The organism is Streptomyces sp. NPDC026500 (assembly GCF_055567635.1).
The window spans coordinates 59,967-84,169 of the sequence record NZ_JBVHQB010000003.1; the positions used below are offsets into that span (position 1 = coordinate 59,967).

A 24,203-nucleotide genomic window follows, 5' to 3' on the forward strand; every position below is an offset into this window, starting at 1 on the left:
AGGCCGACAGATGCTGGACATCGCCGAAGAGCTCCACCGGTGGGTCGAGCAGGGCCGCGACTTCGCCGTCGCCACCGTGGTGGCGGTCGGCGGCAGCGCGCCCCGTCAGCCGGGCGCCGCACTCGCCGTCGACTCCGACGGCACGGCGATCGGCTCGGTCTCCGGCGGTTGCGTGGAAGGAGCGGTCTACGAACTGTGCGTCCAGGCGCTGGAGGACGGCGAGACCGTCCTCGAACGCTTCGGCTACAGCGACGACGACGCCTTCGCGGTCGGCCTGACCTGCGGCGGCGTCATCGACATCCTGGTCACCCCGGTCCGCTCGCGGGACACCGCCCGCCGGACGGTGCTAGCGGCAGCGCTGGCCGCCGCGGCGGGCGGGGAGGCGGCGGCGCTCGCCCGCGTCGTGAGCGGGCCCGCCGAACTGATGGGACGCGCCCTCGTCGTGCGTTCCGACGGCTCGTACGAGGGCGGCTTCGGCGCCCACCCCGAACTCGACCGTACGGTGCTGGGCGAGGCGGCGGCCCAACTGGACGCCGGCCGCACCGGCACCCTGGAGATCGGAGAGCAGGGCTCTCGTTGCGGAGCGCCGCTCGCGGTCCTGGTGGAGTCGTCGGTCCCGCCCCCACGCATGATCGTCTTCGGTGCCATCGACTTCGCCTCCGCCCTCGTCCGCATGGGCAAGTTCCTCGGCTACCGGGTCACGGTGTGCGACGCCCGCCCGGTCTTCGCGACGGAGGCCCGCTTCCCGGACGCGGACGAGATCGTCGTGGACTGGCCCCACCGCTATCTGGAGCGCGCGGAGGTCGACTCCCGCACCGTCCTGTGCGTCCTCACCCACGACGCCAAGTTCGACGTCCCGCTGCTCAAGCTGGCGCTGCGGCTCCCGGTGGCGTACGTCGGCGCCATGGGCTCACGCCGCACCCACCTGGACCGCAACGAGCGGCTGCGCGAAGTCGGCGTGACCGAGATGGAGCTGGCCCGCCTCAGGTCACCCATCGGCCTGGACCTGGGAGCCCGCACGCCCGAGGAGACGGCACTGTCGATCGTCTCGGAGATCGTGGCCGACCGGCGCGGGGGAAGCGGGGTTTCCCTCACGGGGGCGCACACGCCGATCCATCACGACGCGTCCTCGGTTCCGGCGCGGCGGATCGGGTCGGTGGCCTGAGAAGCCGTTGCGGGAGGGGCGGCGGAACCAGCTTCCGTGCCTCCTCCTCCGGGCTCGTCCTCCGGGCCGGTCCGCTGTTTCTGCGCCTCTCTTCTGTGTCTTGTATTGACGCAGGCATGCCTCTCGGCGAATCTCCTGTGGGAGCGCTCCCGCAAGTCCCTCGTGACCGTTGCGAACCAGGAGTGAACGCGCATGAGACGACGTACCCCCACATGGCTCGCCGCCCTGTCCGTAGGGCTGGCCGCCCTCTTCGCCGTACCCCCGGCGCACGCCGCGCAGTCCACGGACCGCGGACCGTCGCTGTACGTCCCGGACCCGAACCCGGCGGCGTACCAGCAGGCCCTCGGCCTCGCCCGGGCCGGCTGGTTCCGCGACGCGGCCGGCATTCTGGCGATGGTGAACACCCCGCAGGCCGTGTGGTTCGGCGATCAGACACCGGCCGAGGTGGAGCGACTGGTCCGCGCGGTGGTGCGCGACGCGGGCCGTGACCACGCGATTCCCGTGCTGGCGCTGTACGACATCCCCGGCCGGGACTGCTCCAACTACTCGGCGGGCGGCGCCGCCGACACCGCCGAGTACGAGGCGTGGATCGACGCCGTGGGGCGTGGGATCGGGCGCGGCGACGCGATCGTCACCCTCGAACCCGACGCCCTCGCCCTGCTGCCCTCCGACTGCGGCCAGGACGACGCGCAGGGCACGAAGACAGCCGCGCGGTACACCGAGGTCAACTACGCGGTCGACGCCCTGGAGCCACTGCCCGGGACGCGGGTCTATCTCGACACCGGGCACCCGGGCTGGCACACCGTGAACTCCATCGTGCCGCGCCTGATCAAGGGCGGGGTGGCGCGGGCCTCCGGCTTCTACACCAATGCCTCGAACTACCACACCGATGACGCCAACTCCTGGTACGGCAAGCTGATCTCGTCCTGTCTGGCCTATGCCGACGGCGGTGGTGACGTCGCCGACTGTCCGAACCAGTGGTGGCCGCGGGCCGACGCGCAGGCCTGGCTCGACGCGCACGTGACGACGCCGCCCTCCCGGATGAAGCACTTCGTCACGGACTCCAGCCGCAACGGCCAGGGGACCTGGACCCCGCCCACGGGCAAGTACACGGACGCGCAGGACTGGTGCAACCCGCCGGACCGGGGTCTCGGCGCCCGCCCCACGCTGAGCACCGGCGACCCGCTCCAGGACGCCCGGTTGTGGATCAAGACGCCCGGCGAGTCGGACGGCCTCTGTCTGCGCGGAACGGCGGGGCCCGAGGACCCGGAGCGCGGGACGGTCGACCCGAAGGCGGGGGACTGGTTCCCGGAACAGGCGCTGGAACTGGCTCAGTTGGCCGATCCGCCCCTTCTTCCGGCGGGCTGACGGACGAGGGACGGGGTGGGGGCGTCGACCTGTCGGCCGCGTCCCGCCGCTCTCACCCCGACCCCGCCGCTCTACCCCCGCCCCAGCAACCCGTCCATCGCCCGTCCGAACATCCACCGCGCCGACCACCCCAGCGGCCGGTCGGTGAAACCGGGCAGCCCGCGCACGCTCAGATCCTCCCGCCAGACCACCCGTGAACCTCCGCCGTCGCCGTCCGCCGGGTGCACCTCGAACTCGGCCCAGCCCGTGACGAACGTGCCGCGCTTGACCAGCCGGCACGTTCCCGGGCCCCCGTCGCGCGGCGGCCGCCACGCGACGACCTCCATCGGGTCGTCGAAGGCGAGCGGCCCGAGCCCCGACCGCGCCACGAAGACCGTGCCCTCCCGCGTCGGCGGCGGTGTGCGCACGGTGACCCGGGTCAGCGGGACGACGTCCGCGTGCCGGGGCCAGTCGGTCAGGCGCCGCCAGTTCTCGGCGACGGAGTGCCGGGACACGCGTTCCAGGACGAAGAGGACCACGGCGTGATCGTAGGCGGCCGAGGGCCGTTCACCCGAAGGGGGACTCTCCCGCAACCGGATGAAATCGGCCGTACTCGCCCCGGCCTCGTCCCCGGGGAGCGGGCAATGCCGCCCCTCCCGCGCGGGGAGTTGGTCACCAGGTTCTGAAAGGCGTACGGGGTACTGATCGCACGGGCCTCGACACCCACCCGGCAGGGTGCGTCCAGCAGGCCCGGCGCCAATGCTGGACGGGATTGTTCCGAGGCTCCGCCGTCCCGCCCACGGCGCGGCCGGGAGCCCCGCTGCCCCGACCGGCCCCTCTCGATCGGGACCCCTGAGCTGTACCCGCTCGACTCCCCCTCTCGGTCGGGACCCCTGAGCTGTACCCGCTCGACTCCCCCTCTCGGTCGGGGCTCCTGATCCGTACCCGCTCGACTCCCCCTCGCGATAAGCGTGTTGAGCGCTCTCTCCGTGCTGCCCGGTCCGGAGGTCCACCCGTTACGATGTCGCCGAACGTGATCCACCGTTTGCCCGAGACACCGCACCTCGACTGGTGCCCCTCCCGCGACAGGAGCCCACGTGCCGGACCAGCCCTTCGTCATCGACCCCACAGGTGCCGACATCCATGGGGAGGCCGAGTGGTTAGGCGGTCTCCGTCGCACCCCGCACGACACGGGAGACGCCCCCGCCGCCGCCCTCGTCGAACTCCCGGGCGGGATGAGGGCCTGGTTCCCGACCCGGTACGACACGCTCAAGCAGCTCCTCGCCGACGACCGGGTCTCCAAGGACCCCAACCAGCACTGGCCCGCCTGGATCGACGGCGCCTACCGCGAGAGCTGGGTCAGCCTGTGGGTCGGCGTCACCAACATGTTCACCGCGTACGGCGCCAACCACCGCAGGCTGCGCAAGCTCGTCTCTCCCGCGTTCACGAAACGGCGTACGGACGCGCTGGGCCCCCGGATCGAGGAGATCGCCGCCGAGTTGCTCGACCACATGGCCGAAGCACCGGGCGACCGGGCCGACCTCCGGTCCGCCTACGCGCACCCGCTTCCGATGCGGGTGATCTGCGACCTGTTCGGCCTGCCGGAGGAGAAGCGGCCCGACATCGCGCGCCTCATCGAGGCGAACATGGACACCACCCTCACCCCCGAGCAGGCCATGACCACTTACCGGGAGATACACGAACTGCTCGCGCGGCTCGTCGAGTCGAAGCGGGAGCAGCCGGGCGACGACATGACGACCGCGCTCATCGCGGCCCGCGACGAGGAGGGATCACAGCTCGCCGAGGCCGAGTTGATCGACACTCTCCTCCTCGTCATCGGCGCGGGCCACGAGACGACCGTGAACCTCATCGGCAACGCGGTACACGCCCTGCTCGCCCACCCCGACCAGCTCGCCCGCGTGCTCGCCGGTGAGGTCGCGTGGAGCGAGGTCATCGAGGAGACCCTGCGCTGGGCCCCCTCGATCGCCAACCTCCCGCTCCGTTACGCCGTCGAGGACATCAAGCTCCCCGACGGCACCCTGATCCCGCGCGGTGACGCGATCCTGGCGACCTACGCGGCGGCCGGCCGCGACCCGTTGCGGCACGGCGAGAGCGCGGCCCGCTTCGACATCACCCGCGTGGACAAGGAGCATCTCGCCTTCGGCCACGGCGTCCACTACTGCATCGGCGCGCCACTGGCCCGGCTGGAGGCCTCCATCGCGCTCCCGGCACTCTTCGAGCGCTTTCCCACCCTGAGCGCGGACGCGTCACAGGGTCCGGCGCGCCTGGCCGAGTCGTTCATCGGCCACGGCTACCGGATGCTGCCCGTGCGCTGGAGCTGATCTCCCGTCAGGAGCCGGATTGGGAGCCGGGAGTGGGAACGGCGGCGGGGGAGCCGACCTCGGGGGCGAGTGATCGCGTCGGAGATGATGAACCGTCAGGGGCGGTACACCGTACCGGGCTCGGCCTTCCCCGGTGCCAGCAGTTGCGGCACCGTCACGAACACGTACCCGCGCTCCTTCAGCGCGTCGATGATCCCGGGTACCGCCGGTACGGTGCCCGGGTAGAGATCGTGCAGCAGGATGATCCCGTCCCGGGAGGACTGCTGCAGGACGCGCTCGCGTATCAGGCCGGAATCGTTCGTCCGGTAGTCCTTGGCGGTCACGCTCCACAGGACCTCGGCGAGACCCTGCTCGCGCGCGATCTTCTGCACCGTGTCGTTCGTCCGGCCCTGCGGCGGCCGCATCAGTGTCGGCCTGTGCCCGGTGAGGCGCTCTATCTCGTCGTTCGGACGGCGCAGTTCCTCTCGTATCTCCGCCGGCGAGATCCGGGTGAGGATCTTGTGGTCCCAGGTGTGGCTGGCGACCTCGTGGCCCTCGTCGGCCATGCGCCGCACCAGTTCCGGGTATTTCTCGATGTGCCGCTTGCCGAGCAGGAAGAAGGTCGCCTGGACCTTCTTCTCCTTGAGGATGTCGAGCAGCCGGGCCGAGTGTTCGCTCGGCCCGGCGTCGAAGGTCAGGGCGATGCACTTGGCCCTTCGGCAGTCCACCGCCCCGAACTGCGCCTGTCCGGCGGCTCCGGCGGCTCCCGTGGCTCCCGCTTGCGCCCTCGCGGCGCTCGGCGCGGTGGTGTTCATGGATGTGCACCCCGTCAGTGGCAGGGTCAGCGCGACGGCGGCGGAGATCGCGGCCGCCGCACGGAACCTGGTCGCCGGTCTTTTCATCTTCCTGGTCAGAGAAGGCATGCGGCGACTATATATGGAGTGTATACACTCGATGTATAGCGCTGTGAGCTGCGTAAACGCGCTGATCGGCTGATGTCGTCAGGAGTCCGCGTCGCGCCGTCCGGTGGTGCTCACGGGTTGTCGGATCGTTGCTACGGCGGTTGCTCCGACCCGTTGCTCCGACCGTGATTACGGCGGTTGCTCCGACCCGTTGCTGTGGCGGTTGCTACGGCCGCTGCACCGGCCTCGGTTTGTGGCCGGGGCGGTGTACGCCGGCCGTGCGGCTCACGAGCATCGCCATGGCGAGCAGTCGCCGCCAGTCCAGGGCGGGTTGGACCGTGGGGACACCCGGCCGTTTCTTCGGGACGCGGACGCGGAGCACGCCCGGTTCGACGCGGCAGTGCACCGGGATGGGCAGGATCATGGCCTCGCCGTCGATGCCGACCTCCAGCTCGTCGCTGTCGGCGCCGACGACCACTTCGTGCGCGGTGAGGACCGACAGGCCCTCCGGGTCCGGGGAGAGCAGCAGGGCGGCGGCCTCGACCGCGCTGTCCACCTTGACACCGAGGATGCCGAGCAGTCCCGTGTCGAGCCGTTCGCGGCGGCCCAGACCGGCCGGATCGTCCGTTCGGTAGGGGTTGTTGCTCACCAGCAGCGCCTGCGGCGCGTCGAGCGTCGTGCCGGCGGCCCGGGCGGTCAGCCGCGGTCCGCGCTGGCGGGTGAGCAGGTCCGGAAGGAGCTGCAGGATGGTGCCGATCTTGTCGTCCCGGTAGGCGGGATCCTGGACGACCGCCGCGTACGCGCCGAACGAGGCGTTGTTGACGAAGGGGTGCTTCCCGGCGAAACCGAGGTCCACCCGGAGTTCGACGCCGTTCGTCAGCGCGTCGAGGCAGGTCGCCGGATCGTCGCGGTCGAGGCCGAGGTCCATGGCGAAGTGGTTGCGGGTGCCGGCCGAGACGACGAGGAACGGCAGACCGTGCTCGGCGGCGACGGCCGCGACGAGAGCCTGTGTCCCGTCGCCGCCCGCGACGCCCAGCAGATCCGCTCCGTCCGCGACCGCCTCCCGGGCCAGCTCGGTGACGTCCTGGTGGTGCTCCGGGTCGAGGAGGACGACGCGGGCGCCGAGTCGCTCGGCCTTCTCCACGAGACCGAACCGCGCCACCTTGCCGCCGCCGGACCGGGGGTTCATGAGGACGAAGGGCCGCCGCGGCGGTGGGGTGCGGAGCTCCTTCATGGGCCGGACCCGGCCGCGGGCGCTCCGCAGCGCGTAACGGCCGGTCCACACGGCGACGATCCACAGCACGGGGGACAGCACCAGGGTCCACAGCAGTGTGACCGCGAGGGCCACGATGACGGCGATGGGCACGACGACCGCCAGCAGCCCCGCGATCCAGCGCACCGGGCCGCGCCGGGTCAGCATCCACCACAGCGCCGCCGCCGCGACGGCCATGCCGGCCAGAGCGGCGAGGAGGAGCAGGAAGCCGCGTACACCTCCGAAGACGAGCGGCAGCGCCACGGCGAGCGCCGCCGATGCCAGTGAGGCTCTCGCCGCCCACCGTTCGCGGGCCGACGGACCCGTATCCGTGCTCATCGTTCCTCCACTGGTCGGTCCCTCGCGCGCCGCGTCACCGGACGAGAGGCACCGTTCCATCCGTCACGCGAACCTGGCATCCGGGGGGTGGACGACCATGGCCGACGTGCCGGGACGGCCCGTATGAGGTCACGCTGTCACGAGCCGGGCTCCGGCACCACGAGGCGGCCTGTGTCCCGGCCCGTTTCCTGGCTCGCTTTCCGGCCGGATGTCGGTCGGCCGACGGCGGGGTCCGCGTGCCTCGCGGACGGGCCGGGGCGGGTGCGTGCCTCCGGCGGAATCAGCGCGCCGTGCCCGGCGCCGCACACGACCGCCGTGTGCACCTGCTCGCCGCAGTCCGCGTGCACGACCTCCAGGGGCGGACCCTCGGGATCCGCCGTGTAGCGGTCGCCCCACTGCTTGAGGGCGATCATGGCGGGCCACAGTTCCCAGCCCTTGCGGGTGAGCCGGTACTCGTACCGGGTACGGCTGCCGGGCTCGCTGTACGGCACGGTTTCCAGGATCCGGGCCGCGACCAGCTTCCGCAGCCGGTCCGCCAGCACGCTCTCGGAGAGCCCGACATGCCGCCGGAAGTCGTCGAAGCGCCGTACGCCGTTCATCGCGTCCCGCAGCACCAGCATCGACCACTTCTCGCCGACCAGGTCGAGTGTCCGCTGGATCGTGCAGTTCTCGGTACTTGTGTCGAGCCACGTCATGCGCCCCATCGTAGGCTGACTGTGAGATTGACAGCCAGGCGTCCCGCTGGCTAGCTTCGAAAAGCAGAGTCAGAGGGACGGAGCCGGATCGTGGAGAGACACGGAGCCGGATCGTCGACGAACAGGGAGAGTGGCAGAGCCATGGGCAGGTCTCGTACGTACGACTGGGAGGACCCGGCCGTCTCCGCGGCTGTCGTCGGCCAGTACAGCGGTCTCGAATTCCTCCGCGAGGTGCAGGCCGGACGGCTCCCCGCAGCGCCGATCTCGGCGACCCTCGGCATGACCCTCGAAGAGGTCGAGCACGGCCGGGTGGTCTTCGCCCTGGTTCCGGGGGAGGAGCACTACAACCCGATCGGAAGCGTCCACGGAGGCGTCTACGCCACCCTGCTCGACTCCGCGGCGGGCTGCGCGGTGCAGTCCGTGCTGCCCCGGGGCACCGGATACACCTCACTCGACCTGAACGTGAAGTTCCTGCGGCCGATCACCCTGGACACCGGCAAGGTCCGCGCGGTCGGCACCGTCCTCAACAGCGGCCGCCGTACCGCCCTCGCCCAGGCGGAGCTCTTCGACGCGGCCGACCGGCTGCTCGCCCACACCACCAGCAGCTGCCTGCTGTTCCCCGTCTGACCCGCTGCCCGCTGTTCCTCGTCCGAGGGCCGGGCGGGCGATGCGGCCGAGCGGTGCCCCCACCCTCGGTCATGGCGACGCGTTCCGCCGGGCCGGCCGGCGGTCCCGGGCATACCGTGGCGGCGTATGAGGACGAACCTTCCGCGCCTGCCCCTGAACGCCGTGCCGCGCCTGACCGGAGCGGTGGTCCTCGGTGCCGCGGTCGGCGCGGTCGTGGGACTGTCGACCGACGTCTTTCTGGGCCTGCTGGCGGGGATCGCCGCAACGGAACTGTTCTTCGTCCTGGCAGGCTGGGCGGTGCTGTGGCCGATGACCGCCACGGCCACCCGCGACAACGCGCGACGCGAGGACTTCCGCCCCCTGACCGACGAACTCGTGGTGGTCGCGGTCGCCCTGTGCGGGCTGTTCGCCATCGTGCTGCTGCTCCTGCGCGGCAAGTCCGACAACGGCCACGCCGCGGCCGTGACCGCCCTGTGCGGGGTGTTCCTTGCCTGGTCGGCCCTGCATCTGATGTACGCCACCCGCTACGCCTACGTGTACTACGAGGCCAACGGCGGCATCGACTTCAACACGGACAACCCCCCGGCGTACCGCGACTTCTTCTACTTCAGCTACAACCTCGGAATGACCTACCAGGTGTCCGACACCGGCGTTTCGAGCTCGAAGATCCGCTCGATCGTCCTGCGGCACTGCCTCCTGTCGTACGTGTTCGGCACCAGCATTCTCGCCACGGCCATCAACCTCGTCGTGGGACTCGTGGGCGGCTGACGGTACCGGCGGTGCGCTCGGTTCTGGTGCGGTTTGTCCCAGGACGAAGCAGGATGGGAGGAAGAACCGACCGGTCCGTGTACGAGGACACCGTGTACGACGGACACCTCCGCGTCTCATGAGGAGGCCGACTCTTGGCCGAGCCACAGGCTGTGATCTCCCGACCGGCCAGGGCCACCGTGTTCCTCGTGGTCACCGTCGCGCCGGGGCACGAGGACACGGTCCGTAGCCTCCTGGAGGATGTCTCGGGACTGCGCCGTTCCGTCTCCTTCCGGGCACCCGGCGACGACCTCGGGTGCGTCGTCGGTATCGGATCGGCGGCCTGGGACCGGCTGTTCAGCGGGCCTCGCCCCCAAGAACTGCATCCCTTCGTGGAGTTGGCGGGCAGGCGCCACCGGGCCCCGTCCACGCCGGGAGACCTCCTGTTCCACCTCCGGGCCCGCCGGATGGACCTCTGCTTCGAACTCGCCCGGCTGATCGTTGAACGACTCGACGGCGCGGTCACGGTGGTCGACGAGGTCCATGGGTTCAAGTACTTCGACGAGCGGGACCTGCTCGGATTCGTCGACGGCAGCGAGAACCCCGAGGGCCGTCCGGCCGCCGACGCCGTGTTCATCGGCGACGAGGACCCCGCCTTCGCGGGCGGCAGTTACGTGATCGTCCAGAAGTACCTGCACGACCTGCGGACATGGAACGCGCTGCCCGCGAACGAGCAGGAGAAGGTCATCGGGCGCACGAAGCTCGCCAACGTGGAACTGCCCGACGACGTCAAGCCGGCCGACTCCCATGTCGCGCTCAACACCATCACCGACGAGGACGGCGACGAACGCAAGATCGTGCGGGAGAACATGCCGTTCGGCACCCTGGGAGAGGGCGAGTTCGGCACCTTCTTCATCGGCTACGCCCGCACCCCCGAGGTGACCGAGCAGATGCTGCGGAACATGTTCCTCGGAGACGGCCGCGCCTCGCACGACCGCATCCTCGACTTCTCGACCGCGATCACCGGATGCCTCTTCCACGTGCCGACCGTCGACTTCCTCGACGACCTCCCCGCCGCCCCGGACCGGCAGGCGGCGGAACGGCAGCCGGCGGACCTCCCCGCCGCCTCCGGCGAGCGGGCGGCCGTGGACGGCTCACTGGGGATCGGCAGCCTCAAAGGAGTCCGCACATGACGACCACGCCCGATGCCGCCGCCTCCGCCACCAGCACCGGCAACCTGCACCGCGAACTCGCCCCCATCGCGCCCGCCGCATGGAACGAGATCGAGGACGAGGCGCGCCGCACCTTCCGCCGCAACCTCGCCGGCCGCCGCGCCGTGGACGTCTCGGGCCCCGACGGCCCCGGTCTCGCCGCCGTGGGGACCGGCCACCTGTCCGGCATCGACGGGCCGTCACCCGGTGTCTCGGCACGGCTGCGCCAGGTACAGCCCCTGGTCGAGCTGACGGTGCCGTTCAGGGTGAGCCGCGCCGCCGTCGACGACGTGGACCGTGGCGCCAAGGACTCCGACTGGCAACCGGTCAAGGACGCCGCCCGGACCATGGCCTTCGCCGAGGACCAGACCGTCTTCAACGGGTACACGGCGGCCCGTATCGACGGTCTTCGCGCACGCACCTCCAACCCCGTGCTCCGTCTTCCCGTCGAGCCGCGCGACTTCCCGGACGCCGTGAGTCATGCCCTGAGCACCCTCCGGCTGGCGGGCGTGCAGGGCCCGTACGCACTGCTGCTGGGCGCGGAGGCGTACACGGCGGTCAGCGAGACCTCCGACCACGGCTACCCCATCGCCGCCCACCTCGGCCGGATGCTCGACGGCCGGCTGATCTGGGCGCCCGCCATGGAAGGCGCCTTTCTGCTGACCACCCGGGGCGGCGACTACGAACTGCGGCTCGGTGAGGATCTGGCCATCGGCTACACGGCCCACGACGCCATCGGCATCGACCTGTACTTCCGCCAGACCCTGACCTTCCTGGTCCACACGGACGAGGCCGTGGTGGCACTCGACCCGTGGACCGACACGAGCACGGACACGGCCTGACCTCGCCGGGTGCGCGCTGCTCAGCGGGGGTCCGCCCCAGCCGCCGGCTCCATCTTCCGACGTCCCTCAACGCACCGTTCCCCTGAGCGAGTTGCGGCCTCTCCAGGGAAAGACCGCAGGCCAGGGCCCTCGCAGCGCAGATGTCCGCTCCAGTTGCGGAGCAATAGGCGCCGCGAAATGGTGGAAAGGACTCATCGCCGCACCGGGAGCTGCCCATGTCGATGTCGTCCTACGGTTTCGGGCCGTCCGACAGGATCGCGGAGCTCCTGCTAGGTGGCGAGGCCGAACCCGGCGACACGATCGTCGCCGACGACCGGGACGGCTCCGTTCACTGCACCGTGCGCAAGGCCGCCTCGGGCGACGGCGACCCGGGCGACGGCACGGACGCGGAGCGGGGGAGCGGAAAGCCCGCCGACGCCACGCAGAACGAGTGATCAACGTACGACGAAGGACGGGACGGAGGACTCCTGACACCGAAGACGTACCCGGGCGAGCGAACGCCGGGTAGTGGTTTGAGGAGGCTGCGCATGACGCACCACAAGTCCAACCGGGCTGTCGAAGGCGATCCGGAGCATGCCCACAACAGGGGAATGCCGCTGCGGTCCGATGATGACGAACTCCACGCACGTACGGTCCGTGAGCGGCGGGAAGCCGGTCTGCTGGGCGGTCCCATGGACGACCCCGAAGCCGCGTACAGGCGTGAGCGCGTGGAGATCGATCTAGAGGTGGGCGCCGGCCGGATCCCGACGGGCAACTTCACCCGGCGGACCCGGGACCCCTATCCGCCCTCCAGTTACGGGGACTGAATTCACCGTAGGACCGAGATCACCGTAGGACACCGTAGGACCGGGATCACCGCAGGACCGAGATCACCGCAGTACTCAAATCGCCGTGCCGAGGGGCGAGTTCACGGGCGCGACGGGTTCACGGGCGCGCGCCCGGTCCCGGAAATGACGCCTTTGCGCCGCGGACCGGGCAGCCGGACGCGCGCCTCGGCCTCGATCCCCGGCCTCTCCGCCTCCAGGTCGCCGGGCGCGGGTCGGTCAGGCGTGGCTTCGATCAGCGTCAGGGCCCGATCGGCTGCGGCTTCGGTCGGCGGCAGGACCGATCAGCCGCTGTCCCCCGGCGACTGGCCCAGGGAGACCACCACCGCGCTCTCCGATCCGTCGGGTGCCTGGAAACTGACGGTGTCTCCCGCCCTGTGGCCGAGGAGAGCACGACCGAGCGGGCTGTCGGCCGTGACGAGCGTCCGGTCCAACACCGCGGCGGTTTCGCCGATTTGAACGGTGTCCGTCGTGCCGTCCGAGAACCGGACCGTGACCGTGCTGCCCACGCCGACCAGGTCGGTGGGCGGCGGACCGGCCACGTCCGCCTGCTGGAGCCGCGTGGTGATCTCGGAGATACGGTCGTCCAGACGCAGGAGATCGTCGGCGCGCTGCAACTCGTCCGCTTCGTCGGCGCTGTCGCCCACCTCCGCGTCGGAGTCCCGCAGGGTCGCCGCGACCGTGGCGCGCTCGGCGTGGAGGTCGGTGAGTTCCTGCTCCAGGGCGTGCCGGGCAGCCTCGCTGATCGGTGCTGGTTCGCTGGGCATGCCTACTCCTCGGGTGCCGAAAGGTGAGTCGAATCGGAGCGATATCAGCATATCCATGTGCTTTGATGCGCTATCGAGTCGAATCGCGACGATATGTGATGTATGGAATCGTGGGTCCCTGGAATTCAGGACGCTTCCTGATGAGCTTCCTGATGTCCTGCGAACAAGGGAGGTCCCCATGTCCTCGAAGCGACGCCGGAAGAAGAAGAGCCGCCGCAAGCACGCCGCGAACCACGGGAAACGACCCCAGTCCTAGGCCCGGTGAGACTCTTGAACGCATCCCAGGACGGGCGGGACGGGCTGGAGCCCCATGTGGGGCCCGATCCCCTGGGCGAGCCGGAATTCCATCCGTACCGTCACCCGGCCGCCGGCTGGGGTGCGGCCAAGAGCGTGGGGCGGTTCCTGGTGCGCGAACGTGCCCTTGTGGACGGCCCGCGGGCGATCATGCGCATGAACCACGAGAACACGGGCTTCGACTGCCCCGGATGCGCATGGCCCGACGACACCAAGGGCCTGCACCTGGACATCTGCGAGAACGGCATCAAGCACGTCACCTGGGAGATGACGAACAAGCGGGTCGGCCGTGAGTTCTTCGCCGCCCACTCGGTGACCGAGCTGTTCGGCTGGAGCGACTACGACCTGGAGAACCAGGGCCGGCTGACCGAACCGATGGTCTACGACCCGGAGTCGGACCACTACGTGCCGATCAGCTGGCGCGCCGCGTTCGAACCCTCCAGCCGCGCATCGGCGGCGACATGGCGCTGCTGCGGGGCATGGCCAAGGCGATCCTGGAGCAGTCCGGCACCGACCCCAAGGCCCTGGACCAGGAGTTCATCGACCGGCACACGGCGTACTTCGACAAGTACCGCGCGGTGTGCGAGGCCACGTCCTGGGACGAGATCGAGCGCCAGTCCGGGATCGACCGGGACGGCATTCTCAAGGCGGCGCGGGTGTACCGCGACGCCGACCGCTCCATCATCAGCTGGTGCCTCGGTGTCAGTCAGCACGAACACGGCGTCGACACCGTGCGGGAGATCGTCAACCTCCTTCTGCTGCGCGGCAATCTGGGCCGGGAAGGCGCCGGTCCTTCACCGGTGCGCGGCGGGCTTGCCGGCGGGGACCTGCTGGCCGGGGGTCTGCGCGAAGCAGCTGGCGGCGGTGGCGATCCACCACTCGTCGACCAGGGTCGCGGTGCAGGCACGGGAGGTGGCCTCGTCGCCTATGTTCACTTTGCGGCGTGTGCGAACTGGCCGACGGCGGCCTCAGGACCGGTGACCGCCTGGGCGGGAGCACCCGAGATCAAGGCCAACGAAACCACGGTGGTGGAGACCAGGACACCGGCTGTCCGCGCCGAGCGCGGACGGGATGCAATCATGCCTTCTTCCTTCAGGATGCACTGCACACCGCATGCCGGTCCCCGCGGCGCCGCGGGGACCGGCATGCGGTGTGTCAGAGGGTGCCGACGAGGGAGATGGAGCCGAAGGTTCCGGTGACGCCCTGGGTGTTGACCCCTGTGGTCGGGGACCAGGTGCGGTCGGTGTGGCGCACGACGTGCAGGATCCGGTTGTCACTGGTCGTAACGGCGAGCTGGAGTTCGCCGTCGACGGTGCCCGCGCCGACGGACTTGGCCGTCACGGTGCCGAGAATGCCCCTCAGGTCGCCGAAGGGGGCCCAGGTGCCGTTGGCGTAGCGGATGGAGTGGTACTGCCGGGTGCCGTTGTCGGTGGCGATCACGATGTGGTTGTCGCCGCCCGCACCGGCCGTGCTCACGGACGAGATGGGGCCGGTGGCTCCGGCGGCCTGGGCGACGTCACCCCATACGACCCAGTGGCCGGTGGTCCGGCGGATGGTGTGGAAGGCCTTGCCGCCGCTGACGGCGATGACCTGGAGCTCGCCCCCGGCACTGGCGGTGGCGACGGAGGTGACGGCGCCGATCGGGCCGGTGGCGGCGGCGACGTCACCGAAGGCGGCCCAGTTCCCGGCGGCGGTGCGCACAGTGTGGAACACCTTGCCGCCCGCGACCACCACGACGTGGAGTTCGGTGCCGATGGACACGGTGGAGACCTGGGTGATGTTGCTGAGGGTGCCCGCCTCGGCGTTGAGGTCACCGAAGGTGCCCCAGGTGCCGTCCGCCTTGCGGATCGTGTGCCGCAAGCGCCCGTCGGTACCGAGCGCCACCACATGGGTGTCGCCATTGATCCCGGCGGCGGCGGCGGTGCGTACGCCGCCGATGTTCCCGGCCTTGGACTGGACGTCGGTGAAACCGGTCCAGGATCCGTCGGCCAGGCGGATGCCCTGGTAGAGGCCGGTGCCGGCCTGCACGAGGGTTTCGGCCTTCCAGCCCGGCGTCAGGGCCCTCACCTGCTGCACCCAGTCGCCCAGGTCGTCGATCCGCGCGGAGACGGCGCCGGTGCGGGTTTCAGTGGCGGCGGCGCCGAGGCAACCACCCTGCCAGGAACGGCTGTTGACGCCGACCAGTTCACCGGACGCGTTCAGGAGCGGGCCGCCGGTGTCGCCCTTGCAGATCGCGTCGGTGCCCTTGCCGGTGATGGTCAGGGTGGTGGCGTCGGCGGAGCCGACGGTGAAGGTGCCGGTGTGCAGCTTGTCGGGGACCCACTCGGTCTTCGTACGGCCGAACCCGGCCGAGGTGAGGTCGATGCCGGCGGCCGGGGCCGCGGCGCTGCGCTTGATGCCGGCGATGCCGGTGGCGGGGCTGGCGAGGCGGGCCAGAACCAGGTCGCGGTCCGTACGGGGCACGAGGTCGACGACCTCGACGGCCCGCCCGCTGCTCAGGGTGGCGGTGCTCTTCAGAGCGGGCTTGCCGGCGGGGACCTGCTGGCCGGGGGTCTGCGCGAAGCAGCTGGCGGCGGTGGCGATCCACCACTCGTCGACCAGGGTCGCGGTGCAGGCACGGGAGGTGGCTTCGTCGCCGATGTTCAGCTTCGCCACGGACGCGAGCTGGCCGGCGGCGGCTTCCGGACCGGTCATCGCCATGGCGGGAGCGGACGGGATCAGCCCGGCCGAAACAGCGGTGGCGGAGACCAGGAGACCGGCTATCCGGGCCGAACGCGGACGGGGTGCAAACATGCGTCTTCCTTCGGTTGATCAGGTGCGTAGGAAATCGGTCGAGGGTGCTGCCGCGATTGCCTCTTCGGCCGTCGCGCGCTGTGCGCCGGGTTCCGTCGAAGGCTCTTCGCCTCGACAACTCGTCGCCGAACGGCGGACGGTGATACACCGACCGTTCTCCCCGGACTTCAGATGCCTCAGGGAGCCGAGCCGCTGGTCGGATTCGATGACGACGGCCGCGAACCTCTGTCTCGGAGCAGATCGGATTAAACGTGAGGGAATCAGAGTCGACGATTCCGTGAACGGAAGTCTTCGATCGTCTTCGATTCCTACGCGTGTTACGCGGAGGTCCTGATTTCCATGAGCATGAAGTCACGCCCCTGCTCGTCCGCGCTCTCGCCGACCGGAGTCCAGGCGCCCTTGTTCACGTCGAACGTCTTCGATTCGGTGCCAACGGACATGTCGACCTGGGCGGAGTAGTTGTTGCCCTTGACGGCGAAGACCGAGGGAATCTCCAGGGTCAGGTAGCCCTTGGTGCCCGTGACACGGAAGCAGATTTTGTCGTTCGCACGAGACCAGACCTCAAGCAGGTCGGTCGCGCTCGCACAGTCGGCGAGGAGGATGTGGCCGTCGCCGCGCTTGAGCGTGATGTGCTGCTCCGCGAGGATCTTGTCGGCGTTCGGGTACCCGAAGTCCTCGATGGCGTATCCGGGGCCGTCTTCGGCGATCGCCTTCATGTCGTTGCCGCCCGCGGCCGCGGCGGTCCCGCCCGTCACACCGCCGGCGATCGCGACCCACGCCAAGGCGCCCGCGCCCACGGCCGCGCCAACAGTTCGCACAATTGCCTTGCGTACCTTCATCGCTGTCCTGTCGTCGGTCTCGGGGAAGACCCGAAACATGTACCAACGCGGAGGTGAAGGCCATGACTGACCAACGGGAAATGCACTCGCCGACGAGTGCATCACCCCCCGGAAGTCCCCCACTCCCAGCAAGATCGTAACTGCGCGCCCAGTCTGCCATAACCTCCGGGAAAGAAAAGGGCGTTGATGAAACAGCGGGGCGAGCACACCCTGGCGGTCCCCGGTATGAAAACACCCGCCCCGGTGCCCGTCCATCGATATATTTTGCGTGAACCAGGACAAGTTGGCCGTCTGGAACGTGACGTGCGCCACGTCGTCAAGAAATCGTCAGCTACCGGAATCTTGAATTCAAAACCCGCCGCCGGAAGATTTGATTCCAGTTTTCCTCACGGCCGGACCGTGTCTCGCCATTGCGTGGCGGCGGGTGTTCAATTCACTGATTGCCGCATAGGGTCATGCTGCGCATCTCCCGTGCCCCCCGACTTCCTTACGGGCTGGGGGACATGGGCACGGCCAAAACAACTCCCTGTCTGGCGATGCCGCCATGTGTGCGCCGCCCACAGGCACTGATTGCTAAGGACAGTTTTGGACACCATGTATTGGAGCAGGCGGCGCATCCTCGGTGCCGTCGCGGCCACCACGGCGGTCATCACCACCTCCAGCCTCGTGCTCAACCCCGCGGCCGCGTGGGCCGCCACGCCGCCTGCGGACGACAACGGTGACCCCTTCCTGCTGCCGGACACCGACCGGGCCAAGGTCGTCAAGGCGTGGCTGCTGGGCGGCAAGGCTGTTCGCGCGTCCGCGGCGGCGGCGCTGACCGGATCCGACGCTGAGGTACAGAACTTCCTGGCCGTCTTACTCCCTGCGGACACGGCCATGGACAACCGCGTCGCGATCATCACCTCCCTCGCGGGAGGCGGTAAGGGAAGTCGGCGCGAAGCCGCGGCCGCGATCAACGGGGGCGACTCGACCATCGCCGCCTACCTCGCGGGCGGCTTCAAGACCGCCATCGCCGAAGACCTGCGGGTGGCCACCGCCACCGTGATGGCCGTCGGTGGCAAGGCCGTGAACCGCGTCGGCAACACCGCCCTGAACGACGGCTCCCAGGCCGCGTTGGAGGCGTTCCTCACCGACGGGCAGTACACCGCCCGCCAGGAGGACATGCGCGTCGAGGCCTCCAAGATGATGGTGCAGGCGGGCCCGGAGGTGCAGAAGTACGCCTCCCGGGCACTGTCCGGCACCGCCGCCGACGTCGAGTGGTTCCTGGAGACCGGCCAGCACATCGCCCGTGCCCGCGACCAGGAGGCTTCGAAGATCCAGGAACTCGTGGCGGTCGTCCAGCGCGAAGGCAAGAAGGCCGACGCGATGACGAAGCAGGCCGAGGAGGCCGCCGCCCGTGCCATCGAGGCCGCGGCGAAGGCCAAGGAAGCGGCGGAGAACGCCGCGGCCGAGGCCCAGGCGGCCCAGGACGACGTGGCCAAGGCCGGCAAGGCGGCCCGCAAGGCCGGCGAGGCCGCGAAGGGTGCCGCCGACTCCGCGCGGGTCGCCATGAGCGCGTCCAACGCCGCTGTTCAGGCCTCGCGCCGAGCCGCCTACGCGGCCGCTGCCGCGAGCCAGGCGGCGGCCAGCGCGGGCTCCGCCGCCTCTCGGGCGTACGGCGCCGCCATCGCCGCCTCCAAGGACGCCTCCCAGGCAGCCGCCTGCAAGGACGCCGCCGTCGCCGCCCGCACCGCCGCGGCCCAGGCGCGCAGCGCCGCCACGGCCGCCGACTACGCCGCCAGTGCGGCGTCCCAGGCCGCGGGGGCCGGGGACGCCGCCGCTTCGGCAGCGCGCAACGCCTCCGCCGCCGCGAACGCTTCGGCCGCCGCGGCCAACGCCGCGGGTGCGGCCCAGGCCGAGGCCGCGGAGGCCCGGCGCGAAGCGCGGATCGCCGGCGCCAACGCCCAGATCGCGACCAACGCGGCGGGAACGGCGCAGCTCCTGGCGAACGCGGCGGCCACGGCCGCACGTACCGCACGCGACGCCGCGAACAGCGCGGCCACCCACGCGGAGAAGGCCGCGGCCGCCGCCGACTGGGCCGTCCAGTACGCCGGCCAGGCGGTGGACTACGCGAACAAGTCCACCGAGTTCGCCAACGAAGCCACCAAGGCCGCGAACACGGCCACCGACGCCGTCACCCAGGCGGTCGCGGTGGAGAAGAGCGCGCGGGAGGCCGAATGGCAGCGCCTGGACCAGGACACGAAGCAGGCGATCGAGGAGACCCGGCTGCTCGCGCAGGCCGAGGCCCAGGAGAAGGTGGCGTTCGCCGAGCGGCGGACCCAGGCCGAGCAGGCCGAGCAGGTCACGAAGGACTTCGTGACCCAGGCCGAGTCAGCGCTCAAGACGGGTGACATGGGAGGTGCGGCCGTCCTCGGACGCAAGGCCGCCATCGCCCTGATGAGCTCCAAGGGCTCCTGGTCGCAGGAGGCCGCGCGGTTCGCCCTGGCCGGCACGGACTCCGACGTCCACGTCTGGATCGACACCGACCGGCAGATCGCGCAGCGACTGGACGACCGGGAAACCAGCCTCTACCTCGCCAGGACCTGTACTCCGGACGTCGCCTCCGCCGCGACGACGGCGTTGGCGAGCACTGCCCCGGACGCCGCGACGAACTTCCTCAGCACCGGCGTGATCCAGGCCGCCGCGATGGACAACCGCGTCGCGGTCAGCCGCGTCCTGGCCAACAACCCCGGCCGCTCGGTGACGAACGCGGCGAACACCGCACTCAACGCCGGGACCCCCGAGGCCCTGTACGAATTCCTCGGCAGCACCTTCGAGGCGGCGCAGCAGGAGGACGACACCGTCGCCACCGCGACCCTCCTCCACACGGGAGGCCCGTACACCAAGGCCCACGCCCAGGCCGCGATGGAGGGCCCGGCATGGATGCGCCGCAACTTCATCACCTCGGTCCAGCACAAGACCGCGCAGCTCGACTACGACTCGGCCACCCACATCGCCGCGATGCAGGGGGCGATCGCCGCCGCCGCGAAGATCGCGTACAAGGCACAGGAGGACGCCGCCCGCGCCCAGGAGGCCGCGGCCAACGCCCGTAACGCCGCCAACGAAGCGCTGGACTGGGCGAACAAGGCGAAGAAGTCGGCCGCGCAGGCCGTCACCTCCGCGCAGCAGGCGAACACGTTCGCGAACAGCGCCGAGCAGTCGGCGGCGTCCGCGCAGGCGTCGGCCGACAAGGCGAAGCAGGCGGCCGCCACCGCGCGCACCGCCGCGCGCTCGGCGAACTACTCCGCCAACCGCGCCGTGGACGCCGCTTTCAACGCGGTCGCGTCCGCCAATGCGGCCCAGGCGTCGGCCGCTTCCGCTCACTCCTCCGCGGTTCAGGCCGGCCAGGACGCGAATGCGGCGGCGGCGGCCGCGAGCCAGGCCCACCAGATCGCCATGGACAAGCGGGTGGCTGAAGTCGCGGCGGCGGCCAAGAAGGCGGCCGATGACGCGAAGGCGGCCAAGGACGCCGGGCTGAATCCGTGCGACAAGCCGGAGAACGACAGCGTCAAGGGTGGCCTTCCCTGGTGGAAGGAGGACGCGCGGTGGCTGGCGGACGCCACGAACGCCCTCAGCATCATGTTCGGGCTCGCCTCCGCCTTCACCGGTCTGGCCGGTCTGGCCGTCGGTATGTTCTTCCCGCCGGCGGTCCCCTTCGTGGAGTCTCTCGCCGCGGGCTTCGGGTACACCTCCATGGCGTTCGCCGGACTCAACACGCTGTTCACCGGAATCGGCTACGGCTGGACGAGCAGCCAGTTCAAGTCCTCCCTCGCGAGCACCGCCCTGGGTGTCCTCACCTTCGGCCAGTCCAAGTGGATCGGCGCCATCGGCGCGGGTACCGTCGCCACGAAGATCACGCAGTTCGGGCACGATCTCGTTTCGCCGGTGACCAGCCTCCTGTCCCTCTTCTAAACGGACGGGGCGCGGCATCGCGTCAAGGGCCGGCGGCGGACATGCCGTCGGCCCTTGTCCACCCCGCGCCCGGGTGGACCATGTGATCAAATGAACCCGTGGGGTATGCGCACATGGCTCTGGGGCCATTGGAACTGGTCAACGGACACTGGGTGGTTGGGGATTCTCTCCGTCCCGGCGGATCCTGGCTGGAGTTCCGTACGGAGGGACTCTGCTGGCAGGGCCGCCTCGGGGGCGGCGAGTTGATCCCGTGGTCCAGGATCATGCTCGGGATCAGGGTCTACATCGGGCGCGGGTACCCGAACCACGGGCAGTACTCGCTGCTGGGGATGCTCGGCAACCTTTCCGGTCCCTTCAAGGGGCGCGGCGGTGGTCACATCGACATGACGCTCCGCCACCCCTACGAGGACCGCAAGCTGACCTTCGACCGGCATGCGCGCCCCTACCGTCTCCTCGACACCTTCCTTCTGGAGGAATTGCTGTCACAGGTCGTCGCCGCAGGCGAGGCGCACCGGCTCGGTGACCCCGACTGGCTGGGACACGTGCTCGGCCGCATGGCGCTGCTGACCCCTTGGCTGACTCGCCGCAAGCTCGGCGAAGCGGTGGAAGAGGCCTGGCGGGGCTGAAACACGCCCGCGCCGAGCGTCGTGGCCACCGGGACGGGCCGGCCCCGGCGGCCCTCGCCGCGGACTACTCCCAGTCGTCCCAGGGCGGGTCCATCTCGTCCAGGTCGAAGGGCGGCTCGTCGGCGTCGGACGCCGCGGGCCGGGCTGCCGCCGCGCGTACGGCGGGAGCCGGGCCGACGGGGGCCAGGCCTGCGGCGGCAGCCGGCGCGGACTCGGCCGGGGGCACGGCGGCCGGGGCGGGGACCGTGGCCGTCGGCGCGCCGGCACCGCACTCCGCCAGGGTGTCCAGAACACCCTCGGCGTACATGGTGAGCTTGGCCTCGCCGATCCTGCCGATCGTGCCCAGCTCCTCCGCCGTGGCGGGCGGCCGGGTCGCGATCTCCCGCAGCGTCGCGTCGTGGAAGACGACGTACGCCGGTACGCCCTGTTCCGTTGCCGTCGCGGCCCGCCAGGTACGCAGGGCCAGGAAGACCGGTTCGGCCGCGGCGGGTAGGTCGACCGGCACGCGCGCGCCCTTCCCGGAGCGCGATCCGGATTCCTTCCGGGCCGGACCGGCGACCGCCTTCTCCTTCCGCATGGAGACGGTGCGGCGCCCTCCCAGCACCTCGCCGCTGTCGTCCGCCGGCACGAGCGCCCCGTACTCGCCCTCCACCGACAGCAGCCGCAACACCAGCAGCTGACGCACGACCCCGCGCGACTCCGCGGTGCTCTGATCCGCCCCGACGTGGAACACCGAGAGGGCGTCGTGGTCGAACTGGATGACCTTGGCCGACATCTTCAACGACGAAGTATGGAAGCCCGCCCTCGCGAAGGCAGGCGTTATCCCCTTTCGGGAGAAGGGGAAGCGCTGGAAGGCATCTCGCAAGGACGGCTTCCAGGTGCGGCGCCTGGTCTGTACTGTGCTGGGCTGCCCTCGGCAGACCTTCCGCGAGCAGGTCCCCGAACTGTTGGAGCGGTACCAGCGCCGCACGACCCGCTTGGCTGGCCAACTCGGCTTCATAGTCAAGGGGTGGGCCTACTTTCGGCCGATTTGATGCGAGGTGACGCTCGGGCGACCCTTGCTCTTCACGGGGGATTCTCCGTGACCACAACAGGATCATGATGTCAGCCGACCGGTCGATGTATCGCTTTCGCGCCACAGGAGAGGGGCGATCTGCCGGTTTTCTCTTGCGTCTCAGGGATATCGCCTGCCTACAGTGGTCCCGCTCGCCTCGAACACGTCTGACCAACCGCTCGAAAAGAGGGGGGTATTGGCGCGGACCATGGGGGAGCCGCTTGCCTCTTCGTGTGATTTCCCCTGCCCGAAACGGAGGGGTGCCGATGGCCGACGAGATGGTGTTACAGGCGCAGAAATTCGTCAACGCGACTTATGGCAGCCGCATCGGCATGACCGTCAAGGAGGACGGGCAGACCAGCTGGAATACGATGGAGGCCCTCACTCGCGCCCTGCAGTGGGAGTTGGGGATCGCTTCCCTGTCCAACAGCTTCGGACCCGGAACATTGTCCGCTCTGCAGACGAAGCATCCGGTTGTCAACGCTTCCACGGCGCCGTCGGCGGACTTCATACGTATCGTTCAGTCTGCCCTGTACTGCAAGGGCTATGACGGCGGCGGCATCGACGGCAAGTTCAGTGACCGGGTCGCTTCTTCGATTTCGCTGCTCAAGCAGCGCATGGGCGTGGACCAGGTCTACGGGGGCAGCGATCTCGTACCGAAGGTGTTCAAGGGTCTGCTGAACATGGACGCCCATGTCGGCGTCGGCAACGGCTCCGACTCCGTCCGGAGCATTCAGCAGTGGCTCAACGGACGCTACGTCGACCGGCAGGACTTCTTCATCGTCCCATGTGACGGGATCTACTCGCGCGATGTGGCCAAGGCCGTGATCTACGCCGTGCAGTACGAGATAGGCATGGCCGACGGTACGGCCAACGGGAACTTCGGCTCCGGCACTCAGGAAGGCCTGAAGAGGCACACGATCACGGTCGGTGCGAGGGGCACCTGGGTCCTCTTGTTCACTGCGGCCATGATCTTCAACAGGCGTTACGGTGTGGCATTCGAGGGAAGTTTCACCGCCGGCCTGGCCGACGCGGTGCGCGAGTTCCCGGCGTACGTGAAATTGCCGGTCACCGGAGCGGGCGACTTCTCCACGTGGGCCTCGCTGCGGGTCTCCTTCGGCGACCAGTCCCGTAAGGGCGAGGCATGCGACTGCGTCACCAAGATCACGCCGACGCGTGCGGTGGCGCTCAAGGCGGAGGGCGTCAAGTACGTGGGCCGCTACCTGTAACATCGCGCGGGCGGGCCTCAACGCGCTCGTCCAGGTGTGGGTGGGCCCGGCCCTGGAGTCGCTGCCCAAGCTCGCCGACGAGAACCCGGCCCCTTCGACCTGGTCTTCATCGACGCCGACAAGAGCAACAACCCGCGGTACCTGGAGTGGGCGCTCCGCCTCCCCCAGCGCGGGCAGCCTGATCGTGGTCGACAACGTCGTACGGCAGGGCCAGGTCGCCGACGCCCGCAGCACCTCGCCGGACGTGGTGGGCAGCCGGGCCGTGATCGAACTGATCGGCAGCCACCCAAGGTTGACCGGCACGGCGCTGCAGACGGTGGGCAGCAAGGGCCACGACGGCTTCGCTCTGGCGCGCGTGCTGGCGTAGCCCCAGGCCGC

General features: G+C 70.1%; 19 protein-coding genes and 5 pseudogenes. 16 read left to right on the top strand and 8 right to left on the bottom strand.

Going from position 1 to position 24,203, the window contains the following annotated elements; genetic code table 11:
- The first annotated feature begins 10 nt into the window (after positions 1–10).
- Positions 11–1,165, top strand: coding sequence for an XdhC family protein (locus ACZ4N5_RS06145; RefSeq protein WP_467755934.1), 1,155 nt, complete (start codon positions 11–13; stop codon positions 1,163–1,165).
- 192 nt (positions 1,166–1,357) lie between these two features.
- Positions 1,358–2,533, top strand: coding sequence for a glycoside hydrolase family 6 protein (locus ACZ4N5_RS06150; RefSeq protein ID WP_467755935.1), 1,176 nt, complete (start codon positions 1,358–1,360; stop codon positions 2,531–2,533).
- A gap of 71 nt (positions 2,534–2,604) precedes the next feature.
- Here the strand turns inward: ACZ4N5_RS06150 and ACZ4N5_RS06155 are convergent, their stop codons facing one another.
- Positions 2,605–3,051, bottom strand: coding sequence for an SRPBCC family protein (locus ACZ4N5_RS06155; protein WP_467755936.1), 447 nt, complete (start codon positions 3,049–3,051; stop codon positions 2,605–2,607).
- A gap of 558 nt (positions 3,052–3,609) precedes the next feature.
- Between ACZ4N5_RS06155 and ACZ4N5_RS06160 the strand changes: the two genes are divergently transcribed.
- Positions 3,610–4,854, top strand: coding sequence for a cytochrome P450 family protein (locus ACZ4N5_RS06160; protein ID WP_467755937.1), 1,245 nt, complete (start codon positions 3,610–3,612; stop codon positions 4,852–4,854).
- Between the two features lie 95 nt (positions 4,855–4,949).
- On the opposite strand, the gene ACZ4N5_RS06165 is transcribed toward ACZ4N5_RS06160, so the two are convergent.
- The 3 genes and pseudogenes from ACZ4N5_RS06165 to ACZ4N5_RS06175 all read right to left on the bottom strand — a co-directional run.
- Positions 4,950–5,756, bottom strand: a complete 807-nt coding sequence (locus ACZ4N5_RS06165) for a polysaccharide deacetylase family protein (RefSeq protein WP_467755938.1) — start codon at positions 5,754–5,756, stop codon at positions 4,950–4,952.
- 205 nt (positions 5,757–5,961) lie between these two features.
- The gene (locus ACZ4N5_RS06170; RefSeq protein WP_467755939.1) at positions 5,962–7,326 is read right to left on the bottom strand and encodes a diacylglycerol/lipid kinase family protein; all 1,365 of its coding nucleotides are present in this window, start codon (positions 7,324–7,326) and stop codon (positions 5,962–5,964) included.
- Positions 7,327–7,565: 239 nt separating this feature from the next.
- Positions 7,566–8,021: pseudogene (locus ACZ4N5_RS06175) on the bottom strand (winged helix-turn-helix transcriptional regulator); the annotation flags it as partial.
- A 141-nt stretch (positions 8,022–8,162) separates the two neighbouring features.
- On the opposite strand from ACZ4N5_RS06175, the gene ACZ4N5_RS06180 reads away from it, so the two are divergent.
- The 6 genes and pseudogenes from ACZ4N5_RS06180 (at position 8,163) to ACZ4N5_RS06205 (ending at position 12,254) form a co-directional block, all read left to right on the top strand.
- Positions 8,163–8,648, top strand: coding sequence for a PaaI family thioesterase (locus tag ACZ4N5_RS06180; RefSeq protein ID WP_467755940.1), 486 nt, complete (start codon positions 8,163–8,165; stop codon positions 8,646–8,648).
- Positions 8,649–8,774: 126 nt separating this feature from the next.
- Positions 8,775–9,416, top strand: coding sequence for a DUF1345 domain-containing protein (locus ACZ4N5_RS06185; protein ID WP_467755941.1), 642 nt, complete (start codon positions 8,775–8,777; stop codon positions 9,414–9,416).
- Positions 9,417–9,550: 134 nt separating this feature from the next.
- Positions 9,551–10,588, top strand: coding sequence for a Dyp-type peroxidase (locus ACZ4N5_RS06190; RefSeq protein WP_467755942.1), 1,038 nt, complete (start codon positions 9,551–9,553; stop codon positions 10,586–10,588).
- Complete coding sequence (locus ACZ4N5_RS06195; RefSeq protein WP_467755943.1) at positions 10,585–11,448, top strand: family 1 encapsulin nanocompartment shell protein; 864 nt, start codon at positions 10,585–10,587, stop codon at positions 11,446–11,448. Before ACZ4N5_RS06190 ends, ACZ4N5_RS06195 begins: the two co-directional genes overlap by 4 nt.
- A gap of 248 nt (positions 11,449–11,696) precedes the next feature.
- Positions 11,697–11,882: pseudogene (locus ACZ4N5_RS06200) on the top strand (hypothetical protein); the annotation flags it as partial.
- A gap of 93 nt (positions 11,883–11,975) precedes the next feature.
- The gene (locus tag ACZ4N5_RS06205) at positions 11,976–12,254 is read left to right on the top strand and encodes a hypothetical protein (protein ID WP_467755944.1); all 279 of its coding nucleotides are present in this window, start codon (positions 11,976–11,978) and stop codon (positions 12,252–12,254) included.
- 302 nt (positions 12,255–12,556) lie between these two features.
- Here ACZ4N5_RS06205 and ACZ4N5_RS06210 read toward each other — a convergent pair whose 3' ends face one another.
- On the bottom strand, positions 12,557–13,039 hold the full coding sequence (locus ACZ4N5_RS06210; RefSeq protein ID WP_467755945.1) for a GreA/GreB family elongation factor: 483 nt from the start codon (positions 13,037–13,039) through the stop codon (positions 12,557–12,559).
- Positions 13,040–13,217: 178 nt separating this feature from the next.
- On the opposite strand from ACZ4N5_RS06210, the gene ACZ4N5_RS06215 reads away from it, so the two are divergent.
- A complete protein-coding gene (locus ACZ4N5_RS06215; protein ID WP_373287922.1) occupies positions 13,218–13,295 on the top strand; it encodes a 50S ribosomal protein bL37 in 78 nt (25 codons plus the stop codon).
- Between the two features lie 14 nt (positions 13,296–13,309).
- Positions 13,310–14,142, top strand: a pseudogene (locus ACZ4N5_RS06220) (molybdopterin-binding domain-containing protein); the annotation flags it as partial.
- 346 nt (positions 14,143–14,488) lie between these two features.
- Here ACZ4N5_RS06220 and ACZ4N5_RS06225 read toward each other — a convergent pair.
- On the bottom strand, positions 14,489–16,126 hold the full coding sequence (locus ACZ4N5_RS06225) for a trypsin-like serine protease (protein ID WP_467755946.1): 1,638 nt from the start codon (positions 16,124–16,126) through the stop codon (positions 14,489–14,491).
- A 317-nt stretch (positions 16,127–16,443) separates the two neighbouring features.
- Positions 16,444–16,965 carry a hypothetical protein gene (locus ACZ4N5_RS06230; protein ID WP_467755947.1) on the bottom strand — a complete coding sequence of 174 codons (522 nt, stop codon included), beginning with the start codon at positions 16,963–16,965 and terminating at the stop codon, positions 16,444–16,446.
- Between the two features lie 594 nt (positions 16,966–17,559).
- Here ACZ4N5_RS06230 and ACZ4N5_RS06235 point away from each other — a divergent pair.
- Both ACZ4N5_RS06235 and ACZ4N5_RS06240 read left to right on the top strand, forming a co-directional pair.
- Positions 17,560–20,916: an ALF repeat-containing protein gene (locus tag ACZ4N5_RS06235; RefSeq protein WP_467756292.1), complete on the top strand. Its 3,357-nt coding sequence runs from the start codon at positions 17,560–17,562 to the stop codon at positions 20,914–20,916.
- Positions 20,917–21,068: 152 nt separating this feature from the next.
- On the top strand, positions 21,069–21,542 hold the full coding sequence (locus ACZ4N5_RS06240; RefSeq protein ID WP_467755948.1) for a hypothetical protein: 474 nt from the start codon (positions 21,069–21,071) through the stop codon (positions 21,540–21,542).
- Positions 21,543–21,606: 64 nt separating this feature from the next.
- Here the strand turns inward: ACZ4N5_RS06240 and ACZ4N5_RS06245 are convergent, their stop codons facing one another.
- The gene (locus tag ACZ4N5_RS06245; protein WP_467756293.1) at positions 21,607–22,317 is read right to left on the bottom strand and encodes an HRDC domain-containing protein; all 711 of its coding nucleotides are present in this window, start codon (positions 22,315–22,317) and stop codon (positions 21,607–21,609) included.
- Here ACZ4N5_RS06245 and ACZ4N5_RS06250 point away from each other — a divergent pair.
- The 3 genes and pseudogenes from ACZ4N5_RS06250 to ACZ4N5_RS06260 form a co-directional block, all read left to right on the top strand.
- Positions 22,301–22,576, top strand: a complete 276-nt coding sequence (locus ACZ4N5_RS06250; RefSeq protein WP_467756325.1) for a hypothetical protein — start codon at positions 22,301–22,303, stop codon at positions 22,574–22,576. The genes ACZ4N5_RS06245 and ACZ4N5_RS06250 overlap by 17 nt on opposite strands.
- 286 nt (positions 22,577–22,862) lie before the next feature.
- A pseudogene (locus tag ACZ4N5_RS06255) lies at positions 22,863–23,822 on the top strand (glycoside hydrolase domain-containing protein); the annotation flags it as partial.
- A pseudogene (locus tag ACZ4N5_RS06260) lies at positions 23,815–24,192 on the top strand (O-methyltransferase); the annotation flags it as partial. The pseudogenes ACZ4N5_RS06255 and ACZ4N5_RS06260, both read left to right, overlap by 8 nt.
- Between the last annotated feature and the right edge of the window lie 11 nt (positions 24,193–24,203).